The 20,178-nt window shown below is 69.1% G+C and carries 19 protein-coding genes and 1 tRNA gene; 16 read left to right on the forward strand and 4 right to left on the reverse strand.

Annotation, left to right across the window (positions count from 1 at the left end; all coding sequences use genetic code 11):
* Positions 1-195: 195 nt before the first annotated feature.
* The 7 genes from QM621_RS02565 to QM621_RS02595 all read left to right on the forward strand — a co-directional run bounded on the left by QM621_RS02565 (position 196) and on the right by QM621_RS02595 (position 6,738).
* Complete coding sequence (locus QM621_RS02565; RefSeq protein ID WP_414988786.1) at positions 196-831, forward strand: hypothetical protein; 636 nt, start codon at positions 196-198, stop codon at positions 829-831.
* On the forward strand, positions 831-1,832 hold the full coding sequence (locus QM621_RS02570; RefSeq protein ID WP_414988787.1) for a FecCD family ABC transporter permease: 1,002 nt from the start codon (positions 831-833) through the stop codon (positions 1,830-1,832). Before QM621_RS02565 ends, QM621_RS02570 begins: the two co-directional genes overlap by 1 nt.
* Positions 1,829-2,827, forward strand: a complete 999-nt coding sequence (locus QM621_RS02575) for a FecCD family ABC transporter permease (RefSeq protein ID WP_414988788.1) — start codon at positions 1,829-1,831, stop codon at positions 2,825-2,827. Before QM621_RS02570 ends, QM621_RS02575 begins: the two co-directional genes overlap by 4 nt.
* The gene (locus QM621_RS02580; protein ID WP_414988789.1) at positions 2,824-3,618 is read left to right on the forward strand and encodes an ABC transporter ATP-binding protein; all 795 of its coding nucleotides are present in this window, start codon (positions 2,824-2,826) and stop codon (positions 3,616-3,618) included. Before QM621_RS02575 ends, QM621_RS02580 begins: the two co-directional genes overlap by 4 nt.
* A gap of 430 nt (positions 3,619-4,048) precedes the next feature.
* On the forward strand, positions 4,049-4,855 hold the full coding sequence (locus tag QM621_RS02585) for an alpha/beta fold hydrolase (protein WP_414988790.1): 807 nt from the start codon (positions 4,049-4,051) through the stop codon (positions 4,853-4,855).
* Positions 4,856-5,038: 183 nt separating this feature from the next.
* Positions 5,039-5,737: a hypothetical protein gene (locus tag QM621_RS02590; protein WP_414988791.1), complete on the forward strand. Its 699-nt coding sequence runs from the start codon at positions 5,039-5,041 to the stop codon at positions 5,735-5,737.
* Complete coding sequence (locus QM621_RS02595; RefSeq protein ID WP_414988792.1) at positions 5,734-6,738, forward strand: nucleotidyl transferase AbiEii/AbiGii toxin family protein; 1,005 nt, start codon at positions 5,734-5,736, stop codon at positions 6,736-6,738. The genes QM621_RS02590 and QM621_RS02595 overlap by 4 nt, the downstream gene beginning before the upstream one ends.
* A gap of 142 nt (positions 6,739-6,880) precedes the next feature.
* On the opposite strand, the gene QM621_RS02600 is transcribed toward QM621_RS02595, so the two are convergent.
* A complete protein-coding gene (locus tag QM621_RS02600; protein WP_414988793.1) occupies positions 6,881-8,365 on the reverse strand; it encodes an MFS transporter in 1,485 nt (494 codons plus the stop codon).
* 59 nt (positions 8,366-8,424) lie between these two features.
* Here QM621_RS02600 and QM621_RS02605 point away from each other — a divergent pair, with 59 nt between their 5' ends.
* Positions 8,425-8,955, forward strand: coding sequence for a TetR/AcrR family transcriptional regulator (locus tag QM621_RS02605; RefSeq protein WP_414988794.1), 531 nt, complete (start codon positions 8,425-8,427; stop codon positions 8,953-8,955).
* A gap of 76 nt (positions 8,956-9,031) precedes the next feature.
* On the opposite strand, the gene QM621_RS02610 is transcribed toward QM621_RS02605, so the two are convergent.
* Positions 9,032-9,835, reverse strand: coding sequence for a crotonase/enoyl-CoA hydratase family protein (locus tag QM621_RS02610; protein ID WP_414988795.1), 804 nt, complete (start codon positions 9,833-9,835; stop codon positions 9,032-9,034).
* 23 nt (positions 9,836-9,858) lie between these two features.
* On the opposite strand from QM621_RS02610, the gene QM621_RS02615 reads away from it, so the two are divergent.
* The gene (locus QM621_RS02615; RefSeq protein WP_414988796.1) at positions 9,859-11,307 is read left to right on the forward strand and encodes an NAD-dependent succinate-semialdehyde dehydrogenase; all 1,449 of its coding nucleotides are present in this window, start codon (positions 9,859-9,861) and stop codon (positions 11,305-11,307) included.
* A gap of 195 nt (positions 11,308-11,502) precedes the next feature.
* On the opposite strand, the gene QM621_RS02620 is transcribed toward QM621_RS02615, so the two are convergent.
* Positions 11,503-11,585 (reverse strand) — tRNA-Leu (locus QM621_RS02620).
* Positions 11,586-11,702: 117 nt separating this feature from the next.
* On the opposite strand from QM621_RS02620, the gene QM621_RS02625 reads away from it, so the two are divergent.
* From QM621_RS02625 to pknB, 6 genes are all read left to right on the forward strand, one after another.
* Entirely contained in the window at positions 11,703-12,425 is a 723-nt protein-coding gene (locus QM621_RS02625; RefSeq protein ID WP_414988797.1) for an FhaA domain-containing protein, read from the forward strand.
* The gene (locus QM621_RS02630; protein WP_414988798.1) at positions 12,425-12,916 is read left to right on the forward strand and encodes an FHA domain-containing protein; all 492 of its coding nucleotides are present in this window, start codon (positions 12,425-12,427) and stop codon (positions 12,914-12,916) included. The genes QM621_RS02625 and QM621_RS02630 overlap by 1 nt, the downstream gene beginning before the upstream one ends.
* 2 nt (positions 12,917-12,918) lie before the next feature.
* Entirely contained in the window at positions 12,919-14,184 is a 1,266-nt protein-coding gene (locus tag QM621_RS02635; RefSeq protein WP_414988799.1) for a PP2C family protein-serine/threonine phosphatase, read from the forward strand.
* Positions 14,181-15,551, forward strand: coding sequence for an FtsW/RodA/SpoVE family cell cycle protein (locus QM621_RS02640; RefSeq protein ID WP_414988800.1), 1,371 nt, complete (start codon positions 14,181-14,183; stop codon positions 15,549-15,551). Before QM621_RS02635 ends, QM621_RS02640 begins: the two co-directional genes overlap by 4 nt.
* Complete coding sequence (locus tag QM621_RS02645; protein ID WP_414988801.1) at positions 15,548-17,020, forward strand: penicillin-binding transpeptidase domain-containing protein; 1,473 nt, start codon at positions 15,548-15,550, stop codon at positions 17,018-17,020. The genes QM621_RS02640 and QM621_RS02645 overlap by 4 nt, the downstream gene beginning before the upstream one ends.
* Positions 17,021-17,090: 70 nt before the next feature.
* Entirely contained in the window at positions 17,091-18,821 is a 1,731-nt protein-coding gene (gene pknB / locus QM621_RS02650; protein ID WP_414988802.1) for a Stk1 family PASTA domain-containing Ser/Thr kinase, read from the forward strand.
* A 65-nt stretch (positions 18,822-18,886) separates the two neighbouring features.
* On the opposite strand, the gene QM621_RS02655 is transcribed toward pknB, so the two are convergent.
* Entirely contained in the window at positions 18,887-19,615 is a 729-nt protein-coding gene (locus QM621_RS02655; RefSeq protein ID WP_414988803.1) for a DUF881 domain-containing protein, read from the reverse strand.
* A 93-nt stretch (positions 19,616-19,708) separates the two neighbouring features.
* Between QM621_RS02655 and QM621_RS02660 the strand changes: the two genes are divergently transcribed.
* Positions 19,709-20,155 carry a cell division protein CrgA gene (locus QM621_RS02660; RefSeq protein ID WP_414988804.1) on the forward strand — a complete coding sequence of 149 codons (447 nt, stop codon included), beginning with the start codon at positions 19,709-19,711 and terminating at the stop codon, positions 20,153-20,155.
* The last annotated feature ends 23 nt before the right edge of the window (positions 20,156-20,178 follow it).

Raw genomic sequence — 20,178 nt, forward strand, 5'->3', positions numbered from 1 at the left:
TCCTGGTGGCGCCAGCGGGGCGCGGTGGTCTTCCCGCCTCCGGACGATGGTGGCGCTCCACTGAGCACTGCGGGTGTTCGAGCGACGGTGGCCTCGGCGTTGGCACGCTTGGGCGCGGACGGATTCCCGCCTGCGGCCGCAGGCACGTATCTGGCCGGTTGGCTGCCGGCGTCACCGTCGTACATCGTCGGTGCGTTGTACGCCGAGACCGGTGCGGGTCTGCTGATCACCCCTGGAGCGTTGCAGTGGTGGCTGCACCTCGAAGGGTGGACGGCCGGTCTGAGGGTTTCCGATGAAACCGAGGTGGTGGTGGCGCCAGGGCACGGTTGGGCAGGGCAGCCGTCGGTGACCGTGCTCGACACCCAAGCCGACGTTGCGCAAGCGACGGTGACCGCCTTGGTCGCTGCCGTGGGAGATCTTGTCGCCGTGATTCGTGAACGTTCGGGAGCCGGCGTCGCCGGGCTCTGGCACGAGGTATCCGATGCCTTGGCCGCCAGCATCGGCGAACGCCCCCACCCGGCAACGGTGGACGAGGTCGAACGATTGCGGGAGTTGATCTCGGTGCCCCGGCGCCCGTGGAAACGCTTGGCGCGGATTGACCTCGTCGAGTCCGGTTGTGGCCCTGCGGTGGTGTGTCATCGCGGCGGCTGCTGCCAGGCTTTCACCGCCGAGGCGAGTACCGGCACCGAGATCGATGCCTACGAGCAAGCGTTGGCCGAGGCGTTTCCTGCCTCCGAGGGCGAGCCGGAGTATTGCGGCACCTGCAAGTTCCGCACGTTCGACGATGTGGTGGCACGGACGCTGTGGGCTCGTGCCTACGAGGCGCACTGATGAGCCGCCAGCTTCTGGTGCCGGGATTGCTGGTGTTGGCGGCACTCTTGGTCGCGGCCGTCTTGGCATCGCTGATGTTCGGATCGAAACCCATCGAGTCGTCTGTCGTGCTGGATGCGTTGCTGCGCCCCGAGCCCGGTGTCACCGATCATGTGATCGTCCGGACGGTGCGGGTCCCCCGGACCGTGATCGCGATCATGGTCGGCGTCGGCCTCGGCCTGGCTGGCGCGTTGATGCAAGGCTTGACCCGCAACCCACTGGCGGACCCCGGAATCCTCGGTGTCGAAGCGGGCGCGTCGCTCTCGGTCGTACTGGGGATCTATTTCGTCGGGGCCAGCCACGTCGTGGGGTACGTGTGGTTCGCCTTTCTCGGTGCCGCAGTCGTCTCAGCCGGCGTGTACGTGCTCGGTGCGACGGGTCGCGACGGCGGCAGTCCGGTCAAGTTGGCGTTGGCGGGCGCGGCCGTGTCGTTGTTCCTCTCATCCGTGACGGCCGCGATCCTGATCCGCAACATCGACACGTTGACCGGGTTCCGGCAATGGGCGGTGGGTTCGTTGAGCGGCCGCGACCTCGACACGGCCATGGTGGTCGGCCCGTTCATCGCACTCGGCGTCGTGCTGACCCTGTCGCTCGGCCGGCACATGAACGCGTTGGCGTTGGGCAACGAACTGGCGGCCGCGCTCGGTCAGCGGCCGTGGCGGGCACGCCTGCAGTGCGGCATCGCGGTGGTGTTGCTGTGCGGTGCGGCGACGGCCGCCGCCGGGCCGATCGGGTTCATCGGATTGATCGTTCCGCATCTGGCCCGCGTCGCCACCGGTCCTGACAACCGCTGGGTGCTGGCGTATTCAGCACTGCTCGGGCCGATCGTGCTGATAGCCGCCGATGTGCTCGGCCGGGTCGTGGACCGGCCACAAGAGATCCAGGTGGGAATCATGACGGCGTTGATCGGCGCACCGTTCTTCATCATTGTCGCGAGCCGGCGCCGGATGGCCGAGCTGTGACCGGCAACCGGAGGCGTTCGGTCATCGTCGGGGCCGTGCTGGTGGCATCCGTGGCAGGCGTGTTCGTGGGCAGCATCGCGGTCGGCGACTACTTCGTGTCCTTCGGCGACGTTCTCGGGGCACTGTTCGGCCGGGGCACGCCGCGCGTGCAGTACGTCGTCACCGACCTGCGTCTGCCTCGCGCGCTGGTCGGGGTTCTCGCGGGGGCTGCCTTCGGGGTGTCCGGCGCGATCTTCCAAGCGATCGCCCGCAACCCGCTGGCGTCTCCCGACATCATCGGCGTCACCGCGGGATCCAGTGCAGCCGCTGTCGTCGGAATCGTCGCCTTCGGGGTGTCGGGCACCGCGTTGAGCGCGTTGGCGTTCACCGGTGGGTTTGCCGCCGCGGCGGTGATCTACCTGTTGTCCTGGCGCCAGGGGATGTCGGGCTACCGGATGGTGCTGGTGGGCATCGGGGTGGCCGCGTTCTTGTCGGCGATCACGGCGTTCTTGTTGGTACGGGCGGCAAGGAACGAGTTGCAGCGTGCGACGGTGTGGATGACGGGGTCGCTGACGGACCGCGAATGGGACCACGTGCCGGTGCTGGCCGTCACCGTTGTCGTGCTGGTCCCGTTGGTTGTCGCCCTGGCACGTTCCATCCACGTCTTGATGCTGGGGGACGATTCGGCGAAGTCCTTGGGATTGCGGCTGGAGATCACCCGCGGGGTGTTGGTCCTGGCGGGGGTGGCGCTGGCGGCCACCGCGACTGCTGCGGCCGGACCGATCACGTTCGTCGCGTTCGTGGCTCCCGCAGTGGCGCGGGCGCTGGTGGGCAGCACGGTCAGCGTTTTCCCGAGCGCGGCATTCGGGGCGCTCCTGGTTCCGCTCGCTGATCTGGTGGGCCGCACCGCGCTGCTGGGGGTCGCCTTGCCTGTGGGCGTGGTCACCGGCTTGATCGGCGGCGGCTACTTCATCTGTTTGCTGGCCACGGCCGGCAAGGTCGAACGAGGGGCATGAGCATGACGGCACATCACCAGTTGCAGGCCGAGACGGTCACCGTGGGTTACGGGACTCGCACGGTCATCGAGCAGATGTCCTTGGAGTTCCCCGCCGGCAAGGTGACGTGCATCGTCGGCCCGAACGCGTGCGGGAAGTCGACGTTGTTGCGGACGGCGGCGCGTTTGCTGAAACCGACGCAAGGGGCTGTGCTGCTGGACGGCCACAGCATCCACCGCCAACCGACCAAGAACGTGGCGCGGGCGGTCGGCTTGTTGCCGCAGTCTCCGACGGCGCCCGACGGCATCACGGTCGGCGACCTGGTTGCACGGGGCAGGTTCCCGCACGTCGGGTTCCTGCAACCGTGGAAGGCCGAGGACCGCGAGGCAGTCGCGTGGGCGATGGAGGCGACCGGGACGACCTCTCTGGCAGACCGCGGCGTCGACGGGCTGTCGGGTGGCCAACGTCAACGAGTCTGGATTGCGATGGCCTTGGCGCAACAGACCGACATCCTGCTGCTCGATGAGCCCACCACCTATCTCGATCTGGCCCACCAGGTGGAGGTGCTGGACCTACTGGTTGAGCTGAACGAGACGTCGGCGAAAACGATCATCATGGTGCTGCACGATCTCAACCAGGCCGCGCGTTACGCGGACTTCCTGGTCGCCGTACGGGAGGGGCGGATCGTCGCTTCCGGGCCACCGCGCGAGATCCTGGATGCCGAGTTGGTGCGCGAGGTGTTCGGTCAGACGGTGCGGATCCTCGACGACGAGGGTTTGCCGGTGATCGTCCCGGTGAGCCGCCACGCCTGACCGGGATCGAAGAACTCGGACCCGACGAGGACTACTCCTCGACGGGGAGCTCGACGCTCCGATGCGTTCTCCAGCGCGTTCTGCGCGATGTCCTTGGCCGAGTCCGGTGTGTCCTTCGGGTTGAACCCCATGGTGATTTCCTAGGCGGAAGCAGGTGTCCCTACGGTTGAGAAGCCTCTGACGGCGACTCGAAGGTCTGTCGGCGCGGAAAGTCGAGCGGTCAGCAGTCGGTCGGAACACGTTGCTCGGTGCGCTCGGGAGGTCGACTGCACCATATTCGACCAAAACAAAGGTCCATGGCAGCTACTGTCGAGATCGCCGAGGGCGACGCTCCACCCCCGTCAACACAGAGCGGTCCGACCCCCCGCACACTGCCACGCGAAACGTGTCATCATCAGTGGCGCATTGGTTCGTCCAGGAAGGCTCCGCGATGCAACTCCCCGATCTCGCCTACGTCCGCAAGGGCTCCGGCCCCACCGTCGTGCTGCTGCACGGCATCGGCCACAACAAGGGGGCGTGGGACCCGGTCGTCGACGTGCTCGCCGAGAAGTACGACGTCATCGCGCCCGACCTGTCCGGCTTCGGCGAGTCGCCCGCCTTCGCCGGCGGCATCGCCTACCAGATGCCGACCGCCGTCGACCACCTCGCGGGGCAGTTCGAGAAGTGGGGCGTCGTCAAGCCGCACGTCGTCGGCAACTCCCTCGGCGGCGCGATCTCCCTGGAACTCGGCGCCCGCGGCCTGGTGTCGTCGGTGACCGCGCTCAGCCCGGCGGGCTTCTTCGGCCCGATCAGCAAGCTGCAGGCGCTCTTCGCGCTGTTCGTGCTGCGTTTCTTCGCGGCGGTCGGCCCGGACGTCGTGGTGCGCAAGCTCGCCGGGACCGCCCTCGGCCGCCGTCTCATCGGCACGCTGCTCTACGCCCACCCCGAGCGCATGAGCGCCGAGGCGACCGTGCGCGACGCCTTCTTCCTGAAGTACTGCACGGCCTTCGAGCGCACCGCCATGCGGGCCTTCGGCTACCGCTTCGACCATCAGGTGCCGGTCGCCACGACCGTGGCCTGGGGAACGAAAGACCTGATCCTGCCCCACTCTCAGTCGAAGACCGCCCGCCAGCGCCTCCCCCAGGCCCGCCACGTCGACCTCGTCGGCGCCGGCCACGTCCCGATGATCGACGACCCCCAGCGCGTCGTGCAGCTGATCCACGAGACCGTCGCCGAGGGCCAGTCCCTGCGCCCCTGACCCACAAGAGGCTTTCGGAACCCCCGCAAGTTGGTTGGTTGTCGCGGGCGATGACAGGGCGGGCGGTTCGCCAGGAACTGGGTGCTCGGCGAAGGACCGCTATTCAGTAGAGACGTTTCGCGTATCAAGATGTAGTCTGATCTGAAGACGTTTCGCGTGTCGTTCTGCGTGAGGAAGGCCGCCATGCCCACCATCACCCGTGACCGCAGCACTGCGGCACAGGAGCGTAAGCGCGTCCTGCGTTCACGTGATGAGTTCTGGCGACCCTCGGATCTTGCGACGTCCGGCTCCACGACCCTGCACCTTCTGTCCGGGCTGGTGGAGGCTGGCGAGCTTCGCCGTATCCGTCGCGGCCTCTACTGGCGCGGGAACAGGACTCCGTTGGGGATGAGCTATCCCCCAACGGAACTGGTGATCGCCGAACTCGCTCCCGGACCTGGCGTGGGACCGACCGAGCTTGACGCGTCGAACCGTCTGCGGGTGTCGACCCAGGTTCCTCAGAAGGCGCACATCGCGGTGCCGCGACGCGCGCCTGAGTCGACGTACGACATCGACTTCTACGCCAGGCCCGCGCGTCGCGCCCGGGTCGCCGCAGGGCTTGGCGCAGGTGAAGTGGCTTTGCTCGAAGCCCTCGACCAGTGGGAGCGCACCGTCGAGTTGCCTCCGGCCGAGGCGTGGGAGCGGTTCGGCGAGTTGATCCGTAGCGGGCAGTTGCGTGCCGACCATCTGGCCCGCGGTTCCGAGACCGAGCCGGGCACGGTACGGGCGCGGTTGCGCGCACTCTTGGAGTCTCTCGGCGAGCACGCTCTCGCCGAGCAGATTCCGATGCCCGACCGTCGCACCACCGACAGCGCCCTGGCAATCCTCAGAAGCGCCGCATGACCCCGCCGACGCATGAGGCAGTGCCGAGTTGGCGGGCTTCAGACCCCGACGGGTTCGCCGACGTCGTCGTGACCGCAGCCCGGCAGCTTGGCGTCCGGCCGCTGGCGGTCGAGAAGGACTACTGGGCGTGCGAAGCGCTACGGGCCATCACCGTCGCACATCCGGGCGAAGTGGTGTTCAAGGGCGGCACGAGCTTGGAGAAGCTCCGGATCATCCGGCGGTTCTCCGAAGACCTCGACCTGTTGGTGGTCGGCCAGTACGGCTCCCACCGCGCGACCGCACGCGCGCTGAAGTCGATGATCGAGGCCGCCGCCCGCGCGACCGGAGCCGATGCCTCGGGCGGGCGGAGCGGCGGCAAGCCGGGAAGCTTCCACCGCAGCGCCTACCTCGCCCCACCCCTATCGCACTCCGGCCAACCAGGGTCGATCGCCGATGCCGCTGCGATCCTCGTCGAACTCGGTCAGTCCGGTGGACCGAATCCACACGCTGCTCGTCAAGTCACCTCGTTGTTGGCGCGTCAACTCGACGCCGCCGGCTTCGACAACACCGCATGGAGTGATCTGTCGCCGTTCGAGGTCGCGATCCTGCATCCGGGACGGACACTCATCGAGAAGCTGCTGCGCATCAACAACTTCGCCAGCGACCCGACCGCGCAAGAAGGAGTCCACGGTTGGCCACGCGTCGGACGCCAGTTCTACGACGCATGGGCACTTCTCGGCGACGACGAGGTACTGACGTTCCTCCACGACAGGGCAACCGTCGCCGAGGTGCTCGCGAGCTGCTACAGGGTCTCCCGAGCGTTCACTCCCGACCTGCCGGTTCCCGACGGCGGGTTCGCGGCCAGCCCGGCGTTCAACGGCGAGGGTCCATTGACGGGACGCCTACGCGCCGAACACGACGCAGCGATGGACGGGCTCTACTACGGCACCGACACGCCGCCGACCTTTGACGAGGTCTTGGAGCGCATCCATGCCAACAGCTCTCTGCTGACCACCGATTGAAACTACTCCGCGTCGGACGCACCGCACGCCGTCCTTCGACCACCACGACCTCCTCGGCCACACCACCAGACGCATCCGCATCCTCCGTGAAACACGATCGCCTACCTCGGCCCCAGCCTCGTTTCAGACTGGCTTCCCTGTTTCAGCGGCCTGTCGGAGAGTGGTCGGGCAGGGTGCGCCAGGAGATGAGGGCGGCGGCCAGGGCGACCAGGATCGCGACGCCGGCCGAGTACTGGACGCCGAGGCCGAAGGCGGCCTTCGCCGACTCCGCCAGCGCCGCGCCGACGTGGTCGGGCAGGGTCGCGGCGTGCTCCAGCGTGGCGCCCAGCGTCTCGTGCCCCTCGCCCAACTGGGAGCGGTAGGTCGCGGTGACGACGCTGCCGAGCACCGCCGTGCCCAGGACCGCGCCGATCTCGTAGGCGGTCTCGGAGATCGCCGAGGCCGCCCCCGCGCGGTGGGCCGGAGCGTGGCTCAACACCAGGTCGTTGGTCAGCGTCTCGGCCATACCGATGCCCGCGCCCATGACGACGAAGGCGATCAGCACGCTCGCCACCGTCGGCGTCCCGGCGAAGGCCACCAGCGCGTAACCGACCGCGGACGCCGCGAAGCTCGACGTCACCAGCACCCGCGCCGGGAAGCGCCGCACCAAAGCGACCGCCGCGAATCCGGCCGCCACGGTGGCGATCAGGCCCGGCACGAGCACCAGCGCGGAGGCCACCGGGTCGAGGCCGATCACCAGTTGCAGGATCTGCGCGCCGAAGAAGAGGAAGCCGGTCAGCGCCATCAGGCTGAGCAGGTTCGCGACGACCGAGCCGGCGAAGACCCGGTCGCGGAACAGGCCGACGTCGAGCATCGGCGTGGCGCTGCGGGCCTGACGTCGCACGAACAGCGTGCCGAACAGTCCGGCCGCGGCGAAGCAGGCCGCCGTCACATCGTCGACGCCGGCGTGCGCGAGGTGCTTGATCCCGTAGACCGCGGGCAGCATCGTCACCAGCGACAACGCGATGGAGGCGGGGTCGACCGGACCCGGCCTCGGGTCGCGCGACTCCGGCACGAACAGCAGCGCCAGCGGGACGAACAGCGCCACGACGGGCACGTTGATGAGCAGGACCGAGCCCCACCAGAAGTGCTGCAGCAGCCAGCCGCCGAGCACCGGTCCGAGCGCGGCGCCGCCGGAGAACATCGCCGCCCAGACCGCGATGGCGAGCCGCCGCTCGTTCGCGTCGGCGAAGACGTTGCGGATGATCGACAGCGTCGACGGCATGAGCATCGCGCCGAAGAAGCCTTGCAGGGCGCGCAGGGCGATCAGCGTCTCGGCGCCGGGGCTGAAGGCGGCCATGAGCGAGACGACGCCGAAACCCGTCGCGCCGGTGACCAGCAGCCGACGTCGGCCGAGCCGGTCGCCGAGGCTGCCCATGGCGATGAGCAGTCCGGCGAGCATCAGCGGGTAGACGTCGACGATCCACAGCAGCTGGGCGCCGGTGGGCGCGAGGCCGGAGCTGATCTCGGGCAGCGCGAAGCTCAGGACGGTGTTGTCGACCGAGACCAGCAGGACCGGCAGCATCAAGACGACCAGCGCGGCCCAGTCCCGGCGCGTCGCCCGTCGTGTCATCAGATCGAGGCTCATGGAGATTTACTGTACCGTCTGGACGGTATAGACAAAAATCGAGCGCCTAGACTCCTGCCATGGCCTCCCCGTCCGCCCGCAAGACCCGCGACCGCCTGCTCGACGCCTTCGAGACGCTGCTGGTCAGCGGCGGCAGCCGGGCCACGACGCTCGAGGCGGTCGCCGCCGAGGCGGGCGTGTCGAAAGGCGGTCTGCTCTACCACTTCGGCAGCAAGGACGAGCTGGTCGAGGGCATGCTGGCGCGCTTGGCCGAGCAGGCCGAGGCGGACGCCGAGAAGATGAAGAACGCCCCCGAGGGTCCGGTCGACTACTACTTGGAGACCTCGGTCGACTCCGGCAGCGACTTCGACCGCGCGCTCATCGCCGCCTCACGCGTCGCCCAGGAGAAGGACCCCCGTGCCGCGGCGGCGCTCGCGGCGGCCCGCGCGGCCTGGTTCACGGTGCTCGCCGACCACCTCGGCGACGAGGCGATGGCCCGCACGATCCAGCTCATCGGCGACGGCCTCTACCTCGACGACACCACCGGCCTGCGCGACCCCGACTCCCTCACCCACGTCCGCGACGTCCTCCGCCGTCTGAACGTGCTGTGAAACCCAGATTTGCTGACTTATCCACCGTTCTCACACGGCAAAACGGTGGATAAGCCAGCAAATCTGGGGAGGACGGTCAGCGGAGGGTGCGGGGGCCGAAGCGGGGGGTCTCGCCCTTGGTCCCGGCGATCCGGGCGATCTTGGCGTTCTCGGACCGCAGCATGTGGAACTGGAGGCGGCGCTCCAGCGCGAACTGGGCGCGGACGCTGCGGCGGGCGGCCTCGTTGAGCAGCCGCTTGCTGCCGCTGACCGAGTCGGGCGAGCGCTCGATCAGCTGGCCGGCCAGCTCCAGCGCCAGCTTGTCGGGGTCGACGTCACTGCCGGAGGCCAGACCCCACGCGGCGGCCTGCTCGCCGGAGAAGATCTCGCCGGTCATCGTCAGCCGCTTGGCGAGGTCGAGCGGCACCTGCTCGACCAGCGGAACCGTCCCGCTCATATCCGGCACCAGGCCCCATTTGGCCTCCAGCACCGACCACTTCGCGTCGGGCGTCGTGAACCGGAAGTCGGCCGCGAGCGCCAGCTGGATGCCCGCGCCGAAGACGTGACCTCGGGTGATCGCGATGACCGGGACCGGCAGCTTGCGCCACGCCCACAGCGACTGCTGGAACAGGTTGGCGCCGCGCAGCGGGTTCGGGATGAAGCCGGTCGCGACCTTGCGCGGCTGCTTCATCACCGACGGGAAGTCCAGGCCCGCGCAGAAGGAGTCGCCCTCGCCCGACAGCAGCACGACCCGCAGGTCGCGGTTCTTCGCGAGGTCGGAGGCGCTGTCCAGCAGCCCTTCGAGAATGCCGAAATCGACGCCGTTGAGCTTGTCGGGACGGTTGAGGCGCACTCGCGCGATCGGGCCGTCGACATCGGTCAGGACGCTGGAAGAACTCATGCCCGTGACCGTAGCCTGAGCCTATGAGCGCGCAAAACCCCGGACCCGCGAACGGACTGTTCATCGGCGGCCGGTGGCAGCCCGGCGGTCTCGGCGAGTTCGCCGTCGAGGATCCCGCGACCACCGAGGTCATCGCCCAGGTCGCCGACGGCGGCCCCGACGACGCGACCCGCGCGGTCGACGCGGCGGCCGAGGCCTTCACGTCCTGGCGACGCATCGCCCCCCGCGAGCGCGCCGAGATCCTGCGCCGGACCTTCGAGCTGATGCACCGCGACGCCGACGAGATCACCGCGCTGATCAGCGCCGAGAACGGCAAGTCGCTGGCCGACGCGCGCGCCGAGGTCGGCTACGCCGCCGAGTTCTTCCGGTGGTTCGGCGAGGAGGCGGTGCGCACCTCGGGCACGTACGGCGAGGCCCCGGCCGGCGGCGCGCGCAACCTCGTCACCCACCATCCGATCGGCGTCGCGGCGATGGTCACGCCGTGGAACTTCCCGGCCGCGATGGCGACCCGCAAGCTCGCCCCCGCGCTCGCGGCGGGCTGCACGGCGGTGCTCAAGCCCGCCGCCGAGACCCCGCTGACGGCCTTCAAGATCGCCCGGCTGCTGGCCGAGGCGGGGCTGCCCGACGGCGTCGTCAACCTGGTGCCCACCACCGACGCGGGCGCGGTCGTGACCGCGTGGATGGAGGACCCCCGCGTCCGGCTCGTCTCCTTCACCGGCTCCACCCGGGTCGGTCGGCTCCTCCTGCGCCAGGCCGCCGACCGCGTCCTCGTGTCGAGCATGGAGTTGGGCGGCAACGCCCCGTTCATCGTCGCCGACGACGCCGACGTCGACCAAGCCGTCGAGGGCGCGATGATCGCGAAGCTGCGCGGCGGCGGCCAGGCCTGCACGGCGGCCAACCGCTTCTACGTGCACGCCGACGTCGCCGAGGAGTTCACCCGCGCCTTCGGCGAGCGCGTGGCGGCGCAGACGGTCGGCGCGGCGGCCGACGGGGCCGAGGTCGGCCCGCTGGTCAGCGCGAAGGCGGTCGCGGAGATCGCCGCGAAGATCGACGAGGCCGTCGCGGCCGGCGCCCGGATCACCCACCAGGCGCCGATCCCCGACGACTCCCCCGGACACTTCCTCGCGCCGACGGTGCTCGCCGACGTGCCCGCCGACGCCCGGCTCGTGGTCGAGGAGACCTTCGGCCCGGTCGCGCCCGTCGTCACCTGGACCGACGAGGCCGCGATGCTCGCCGCCGTCAACGACACCGAGTTCGGCCTGGCCGCCTACGTGTTCAGCCGCGACCTGCAGCGCGCGATCCGCGTCGGCGAGGCGGTCGAGGCGGGCATGGTCGGCGTCAACCGGGGCATCGTCTCGGACCCGTCGGCCCCCTTCGGCGGCATGAAGCAGTCCGGCCTCGGCCGCGAGGGCGCCCGCGAGGGCCTGGAGGAGTTCCGACAAACCCAGTACCTGTCCATCGCCTGGGGGTGACCGGGCCGATCCGCTCGTCCATGAGAGATTGGCAGAGCCCCACCCTCAAAGAACGAGGGTGGGGCTCTGCCAATGTCGCGTGCGCGAGGGGGGACCCCGTCGCTCATCATGAGACGCGCGACGGAGTCCCACTAGTCCATGAAACGAACTTTGGGAGGACCCCCAAAGAACGGGGGTCCTCCCAAAGTCGTCGCGTGCGCGAGGGGGGATTTGAACCCCCACGCCCATAAGGACACTGCCACCTGAAGACAGCGCGTCTGCCGTTCCGCCACTCGCGCGACATGCTCGGCTGAGCCGAACGAAAAGTGAGTCTAGCATCAGGCTGCGACAACGCACGGTGGGTGTCGATAGGATCAGAGACGGAACATTCGGAGGGCGACGAGAAGGGACGTGCGATGGCCGGGGCATTCCAACGTTTCGAGCAACGCCTCGAAGGCGTGGTCACCGGCGCGTTCGCGCGCGCTTTCCGCAGCGAGGTGCAGCCGGTCGAGATCGCTGCGGCCCTGCAACGCGAGATCGACAACTCCGCGCAGATCCTCTCGCGCGACCGCCGCCTCGTCCCCAACGACTTCAACGTCGAGCTCTCCCCAAGCGATCACGAACGTCTCGTCTCGGCCGGACCGATCCTCATCGACGAACTCAGCACCCTGGTCCGCGACCACGTCCGCGAGCAGCGCTACACGCTCGCCGGCGGCCTGTCGATCGCGCTCGTCGAGGCGCCCGAGCTGGCCACCGGCCGCTACCGCGTGCGCAGCCGCACCAACGCCTCGGTCCGGCCCACCCAGGCAGTCCGACTGAACGAGGAGGCAGCCCGCGAGGCCGAAGCCTTCTTGGAGATCGGCGACCTCCGCCACCCGCTCACCGCGCCGGGGCTCGTCATCGGCCGCGGCTCGGAGTCCGACCTGCGCATCGACGACCCCGGCATCTCCCGGCGCCACTGCGAGATCACTCTGCACGACACCGGCGAGTCGGTCCGGGTCGACGTCACCGACCTCGACTCCACCAACGGCGTCGTGCTCAACGGCCGCCGCGTCTCCACAGCGCCCGTGCCCGACGGCTCAGAGATCCGCCTCGGCAACACGACCATCATGGTGCGGCTCACAGAGAAGGGGGCCTGATGTCCGAACTGACCCTGACCCTCATCAAGTTCGGCTTCCTCGTCGTCTTGTGGATCTTCGTGCTCTCGGCGATCTCGGTGATCCGCACCGACATCTTCGGCACGAAGGCCCCGGCGAGCGCCACGGCCCGCAGCGCACGACCGGCCGCCACCAAGAAGAAACCCGAGAAGCCTCGCAAACCCCGTAAACCCCAACGCGGCGTCCCGCGCGTGCTCTCCATCATCAGCGGACCCAACGCCGGCCAGAGCGTCCCGCTCGGCACGCAGCCCATCGTCTTGGGCCGCGGCACCGACGCGGCGATCCGGCTCGACGACGACTACGTCTCGACCCGCCACGCCCGCTTCGCCACGAACGGCGCGGAGTGGTTCGTCGAGGACATCGGATCCACCAACGGAACGTTCATCGGCAGCCAGCGCATCACGAGCCCCACACCCATCGGGCTCGGCGTGCAGGTCCGCATGGGCAAGACGATCGTCGAACTGCGGAAGTGACGATGACCCGGCTGACACTGCGCTACACCGCCCTGACCGACGTCGGTCTGCGGCGGTCCAACAACCAGGACTCCGGCTACGCCAGCGACCATCTGCTGTTGCTGGCCGACGGCATGGGCGGCGCCGCCGCAGGCGACCTCGCCTCCTCGGAGGCCGTCCGCGTCATCCGGCGCGTCGACGGCGAGACCTCCCCCGGCGACGCCCTCGACCACCTCACCGACGCGGTCGACGCCGCGAACCGCCGTCTCGGCGACCTCATCGAGGCCGACCCGGCCGTCGAGGGCATGGGCACCACGATCGAGGCGATGCTGTGGGACGGTGAGAAGTTCGCCGTCGCCCACCTCGGCGACTCGCGCGCCTATCTGCTGCGCGACGGCACGCTCACCCAGCTCAGCGTCGACCACACGTTCGTCCAAAGCCTCGTCGACGAGGGGCGCATCACCCCCGAGGAGGCCCGCTTCCACCCGCATCGCTCGCTGCTGCTGCGCGCGATGCTGGGCCGCGACGACCTCGAGGCCGAGTACTCCTGGCTCCGTCCGCACGCCGGCGACCGCTATCTGCTGTGCAGCGACGGCCTGTCCGACATGGTCGAGGACGCCGCCATCGCCGCCGCGCTCAGCGCGGAGTCCATCGACGTCGCCGCCACCGAGCTGGTCCGGCTCGCCCTGGAGGGCGGCGGCGCCGACAACGTCACCGTCGTCATCGGCGAGATGGTGGAGGCCGACGACGACGGCAGCGATCTGTCCTGCGCCGACGGCCGCCCCCAGCTCGTCGGCGCGGCTGCCGCGAACCCGCAGTCACAGCAGGTCGACGTCGACCTCATCGACTCCACCGCGCACGTCGACGTCGACCCCGAGGAGCTGCGCTACGCGCCCCGTCCGCCGAGCCGCTGGCGCTTCGTGCGCTGGATCGCCTTCCTCCTCGTCCTGCTCGGCCTGATCGGCGTCGGCGGCTGGTACGCCTATCGATGGAGTCAGCAGCAGTACTTCGTCGCCGAGGACGGCGGCTATGTGGCCATCTACCGCGGCGTCAACGCCGACCTGCCGCTCATCACCCTCAAAGAGGTCGAGTCGCGCACCGACCTCGAACTCGACGAGCTGCCCTCGCACCGCCGCGACCAGGTCTCCGGCGGCATGGAGGCCGACAACCTCGCCGACGCCGAGCGCATCGTCGACGACCTGCGCGCCGAGACCGAGCAGCAGAACACACCCACACCAACGCCCACACCGAAGCCGGGCACGGTGACCGCGGAGCCGGTGACGCCGTGAGCGACACCACCTGGGTGCCCCGCAAACGCCGCGGCGCCGAGTTGATCCTGACCGTCATGGCGGTCGGGATCGGCGTGTTCGCCTACTGCGCGGTCGGCCTGGGCGTCGAGGGGCACGTCCCCGCCGGGGCCATGGGCATCGCCGGCTCGCTCATCATCGCGGCGATCACCGCGAATCTGCTGATCCGTCGCCTCGCCCCCTACGCCGACCCCGTCCTGCTGCCGCTCGTGCTGTGCCTCAACGGCATCGGTCTGGCGATGATCTACCGGATCGACCTGGGCATGTCGGAGCACCGCGACGAGTGGAGCGCCCTCGCACCGAATCAGCTCATGTGGACCGCGCTCGGCCTTGGTGCCTTCGCCCTCGTCCTGACCGTCGTGCGCGACCACCGCCGCCTGCAGACCATGCAGTACAGCTTCGGCCTGGCCGCGATCGTGCTGCTGATCCTGCCGCTGGTCCCGGGCCTCGGCACCGCCCACCTCGGCGCGAAGATCTGGATCGCCGTCGGACCGTTCAGCTTTCAACCGGGCGAAGCCGCGAAGATCTGCCTCGCGATCTTCTTCGCCAGCTATCTCGCCGAGAAGCGCGAGGTGCTGGCGCTCGCCGGACGGCGGGTCGTCGGCATCGACCTGCCGCGCGGCCGCGACCTCGGCCCGATCATCGTCGGCTGGCTCGTCAGCATCGGCGTCCTCGTGCTGCAGCGCGACCTCGGCTCGTCGCTGCTGTTCTTCGGCCTGTTCGTGGTGATGCTCTACATCGCCACCGAGCGGTCCGGCTGGCTGGTCGTCGGCTGCGGCCTGTTCGTCGTCGGCGGGTGGTTCGGCTACCAGTGCTTCGGCCACGTCCGGCATCGCTTCGACGTCTGGCTGCACACCTTCGACGACATCGACAACAACTACCAGCTCGTCACGGCGCTCTACGGCATGGCGCACGGCGGCATGCTCGGCCGCGGCTGGGGGCTGGGCAGCCCCGACCTGACGCCCTTCGCCTACTCCGACTTCATCGCCACCTCGCTCGGGGAAGAGCTCGGCCTGGCCGGCCTCATGGCGGTCCTGCTCGTCTACGGGCTGATCGTCGAACGCGGCCTGCGCATCTCTCTGACCTGCCGTGACGCCTTCGGCAAGCTGCTCGCCGCCGGCCTCGCGATCTCGCTGGCCCTGCAGGTCTTCGTCGTCATCGGCGGCGTGACCCGCCTCATCCCGTTGACCGGCCTGACCACGCCGTTCCTCGCCCAGGGCGGCTCGTCGATCGTCATGAACTGGGCGATCATCGCGCTCTTACTGCGCGTCAGCGACCAGACCCGTCGTCCCGCGCCGAGCGTCCAGCCGGTCACCGAGGACGACGCGACCCAGGTGGTGAAGCTGTGAACACACCGATCCGCCGACTCGCCATCGCCTCCCTGGTGCTCTTCCTGGCGCTCATGGGCAACGCGACCTACGTCCAGTACGTCAAGGCCGACGCGCTCAACAGCCACGTGACCAACAAACGCGTCATCGACGAGCAGTACTCGCGCGAGCGGGGCGAGATCCTCGTCGACGGCGAGCCGATCGTCGAGAGCGTCGACTCCGGAGACTCCTACGTCTATCAGCGCGCCTACGCCGACGGTCCGCTGTACGCGCCGGTCACCGGGTACTTCTCCTACACCTACGGCCGCGACGGGATCGAGGACACGCAGAACCCGATCCTGTCCGGCAGCGACGACCGGCTCTTCGTCACCCGGGTCATCGACCTGCTGTCGAACAAGCAGCCGCAGGGCGGCAGCGTCGAGCTGACGCTCAGCGGCGCCGCGCAGACCACCGCCGCCGACGCGCTGGCCGCGCTGCCCGCAGGCACCAAGGGCGCGGTCGCGGCCATCGACGCCGAGACCGGCGCGGTCAAAGTCATGGTGACCCAGCCGTCCTACGACCCCAACACGCTCGCCTCGCACGACTTCGCCGCCGTCGACGCCGCCTGGGCCTCGCTCATCGACCCCGCCAACACCGACAGGCCGATGGCGAACCGCGCCGCACGGGAGATCGCCCCGCCCGGCTCGACCTTCAAACTAGTCACCGCCGCAGCAGCCGTCAGCAATCTCAATCTCACTCCGTCCTCGGTCGTGCAGGGCGGCTCCTCCTACGCCATCCCCGGATGGTCCACTCCGCTGGTCAATCAGGGCGGCAGCGACTGCGGCGGTGACCAGATCACCTTGGAGAAGGCGCTCCAGGTCTCCTGCAACGTCGCTTTCGGCTCGCTCGCCGACCAGATCGGCCAGGGCGCCCTGGAGGAGCAGGCCAAGAAGTTCGGCTTCGGCGACAAGATCATCAGCGACGTCGCCAGCAGCGCCAGTCGGGTCAGCCAGGACGGCGAGACGCTCGACCGCATGGCGTTGGCACAGACCGGCATCGGCCAGAGGGACGTCGCCGCCACGCCGCTGCAGATCGCCATGGTCTCGGCCGGCATCGCCAACGACGGCGTCGTCATGACGCCCTACCTCGTCGACACGGTGCGCGCCCCCAATCTCAAGGTGCTGTCGGAAGCCGAGCCCGAGGAGTACGACACGGCGCTGACGCCGGACCAGGCGGGCATGCTGCAGCAGATGATGATCGCCACCGTCGACGCGGGCACCGCAACCTCCGCCAAGATCTCGGGTGTCCAGGTGGGTGGCAAGACCGGAACCGCCGAACGAGGCGACGACCTGCCCAACCTCGCCTGGTTCACCTCCTTCGCCATCGACGGCGACCAGAAGATCGCGGTCGCGGTCATGGTGGAGGCGCCTGCTGGCACCGACGACATCTCCGGCGGACGGCTCGCCGGGCCCATCGCGAAAGCCGTCATGGAGACCTTGCTGACATCATGACTCTGCACACACTCGACGAAAAACCCGCACCCTCGGCCGATTTCGCCCTCGACACTGGGAGAATGCCCTCATGACCGAACCCCACAGCGCCGCGCTCCTCGGCGGTCGTTACCAGCTCGGCCAGATCCTGGGTCGCGGAGGCATGGCCGACGTCCGTATCGGCCAAGACCTGCGGCTCGGACGGACGGTGGCCGTCAAGCAGCTGCGCGCCGACCTCGCCTCCGACCCGACCTTCCAGGAGCGGTTCCGTCGTGAGGCCCAGTCGGCCGCCTCGCTCAACCACCCGTCGATCGTCGCGGTCTACGACACCGGCGAGGCCCCCAACGAGATGGGTGTGTCCATCCCGTACATCGTGATGGAGTACGTCGAAGGCCAGACGCTGCGCGAGGTGCTGCGCAACGATCGCAAGATCCTGCCCGAGCGGGCGCTGTCGATCACCGGCGACATCCTCAACGCCCTCGACTACAGCCACCGCTCCGGCATCGTCCACCGTGACATCAAGCCGGCCAACGTCATGCTGACGCCCACCGGCCAGGTCAAGGTGATGGACTTCGGCATCGCCCGCGCCATCGCCGACGCCTCCTCGGCGATGACCCAGACCGCGGCCGTCATCGGGACTGCCCAATACCTGTCCCCCGAGCAGGCCCGCGGCGAGACGGTCGACGCCCGTAGCGACATCTACTCCACCGGCTGCGTGCTCTACGAGCTGCTGGCCGGACGCCCGCCGTTCCAGGGCGACAGCCCGGTCTCGGTCGCGTACCAGCACGTCCGCGAGCAGGCGCTGCCACCATCGCAGTTCAACCCCGAGGTCTCCCAGACCATCGACCACATCGTCGCGAAGTCGCTCGCCAAGCGCGTCGAGGACCGCTACCAGTCGGCCGGCGACATGCGCCGCGACATCGAGCGGGCCATCGTCGGTCAGCCAGTCGACGCGCCCACCGCCCTCGCCGGAGCGACCTCCGCCACCCAGGTGGTCCCGTCGGTGACCGAGCCCGCCAAACCGGGCGCGCGCCGCGCTCTCCCCGAGGAGGACGAGGAGGAGGCCAGCAAGCGCAAGTGGTGGATCATCGGTGTCATCGCCTTGATCCTGCTCATCGTGGCCGGTTTCGCCATCTGGAAACTCACCGAGCCGGACGAGGATCCGGCCAAGCAGGTCACCGTGCCCAGCAGTGAACGCATCGTCGGCCAGACCGTCGAGGTCGCGACGACCGTCCTGCAAGACGCCGGTCTGGAAGTCGCCACCGAGACTGTCTCGGTCACCAGCACCGCCGAGCAGGCCGGACTCGTCATGGACACCGACCCGGCCCCCGGCACGAAGGTCGACGAGGGCACCGAGGTGACCTTGAAAGTCGGCGCCGGGCCGGAGCAGGAGGAGATCCCCAACGTCATCGACCTGTCCTTCTCTGACGCGGAATCGGAGTTGACGTCGCTCGGCTTCGTCGTGGAGCGCATCGACCAAGACAACGCCGCCCCGAAGGACACCGTCTTCCAGGTCACGCCGACCGAGGGCCGTTCGGTGGCCAAGGGCAGCACCGTCAAGGTGTACGTCTCCAAGGGACAGGTCGACATCCCGACGGGTTTGGTGGGCAAGACCGCCGACGAGGTCAAGAGCATCCTGCAGGAGCAGGGCTTCACCGGCAGCATCCCGACGCAGACCGACTACTCCGACGAGTACGCCAAGGACATGGTGATGGCGATCGATCCGAGCGAAGGAAGCCGGATCAGCCCGGACAGCACGATCACGCTGACCATCTCGCTCGGTCCCAAGCCGGAAGAGACGACGGCGACGCCCACGCCCTGACCGGAACATGCGACGAGGCCCGGCTCCCCTGGGGGCCGGGCCTCGTCGTCTCCGCGGGCGAGAGGCTACAGCGGGTCGATCACCTCGGCATGCCGCACGTCGACGTGGCCGGTGTAGGCCGGGGCGACCACCGAGTCACGCGTCTCGGTCCGCAGCCCGAGCCCGAAGGCGCGCACGTACTCGCGGTAGACCCGGACCTGCGAGGAGTCCTCCAGCGCCTGGGTCAGGTCGGCGGGAGCCCCCACCGCCTCGATGACATACGGCGGGGAGTAGGGGACGCCGTCGACGACGACCGTGCTGCCCACGCACTTGATGCCCGAGGTGGAGACGAGCCGCTGCCCCTGGAGGGTGACCGCCCGCGCGCCGCCCGACCACAGAGCGTTGACGAATCCTTGGATGTCCTGTTGGTGCACGACGAGCTGATTGGGGTCCACCGCGCTCTCATCGGCGCTGCGCGGGGCGTCGGTCAGAGTGATCCGCAGACCGGCCCCGGACACCGGCGACACGCCTGCCTCGACCGCAGCAGTGTCGCCGGCGGCCAGCAGTTGGTCGAGCTCCGGCGCGCCGACGGCCGACGACATCTCGGCGATCTGCCGCTCCAACGACGTCGCGGTGTCACGCTGCTGCTCGACCTCGCGGGCGCGATCCTGCAACAGCACCGAGATGTCGCCACCTGCGGGCCGCAGATCGGAGCCGCGCGAGGTGACGGCGCTCGACACGAAGGCGTACCCGGCCGCCATGCCGACACACAGCGCGCCCATGCGCCACGCGCGCGACTGCGGTGGTATCCCCATGCCGACCTCCCGACCTCTGGCCGCTGAGACTACGCTAGCGGAGGCGTTCGCGCCCTGATCCTTCGCAATCCTTTGTCAACTTCGAGGTGTCCTGTGAGCAAGTCCGACTCCACATCCCGCATCCGTGGCGGCTGGTGGCATCCGGCCGCCATCGTCCTGGGCGTCCTGGGCCTCGGCTGGTTCGTGGCCTGGCTGTTCTACGGGATCGACACCAACCTGCCCGGACCGGAGATCCCCTCGTTCATCTCCGACCTCGGCAACTGGAACTGGGCGATCGCCGCAGCCCTCGCCTTGGCGGCGTCCTTCGTCGCGTCGAGCACGGCGCCCGAGCCCGAGCCGGGCGCGAGCCTCGGCTGGCGCTACGCCCCGCACCTGATGGTCGCCTGCGCGGTGATCGGCCTGCTGTGGATCGTCACCTTCTACACGATCTCGAACACCGACATCGACATCCCGGTCATCACCGATCTGCAGAATTGGAATCTCGTGGTCGGCATGGGCTTCATCGTCGCCGCCTTCGGCTTCGCCACGAAGTGGGAGTGACCCTCACCACACGCGAAGGGCGC

The sequence above is a fragment of the Aeromicrobium sp. genome (assembly GCF_047606445.1).
GTDB lineage: Bacteria > Actinomycetota > Actinomycetes > Propionibacteriales > Nocardioidaceae > Aeromicrobium.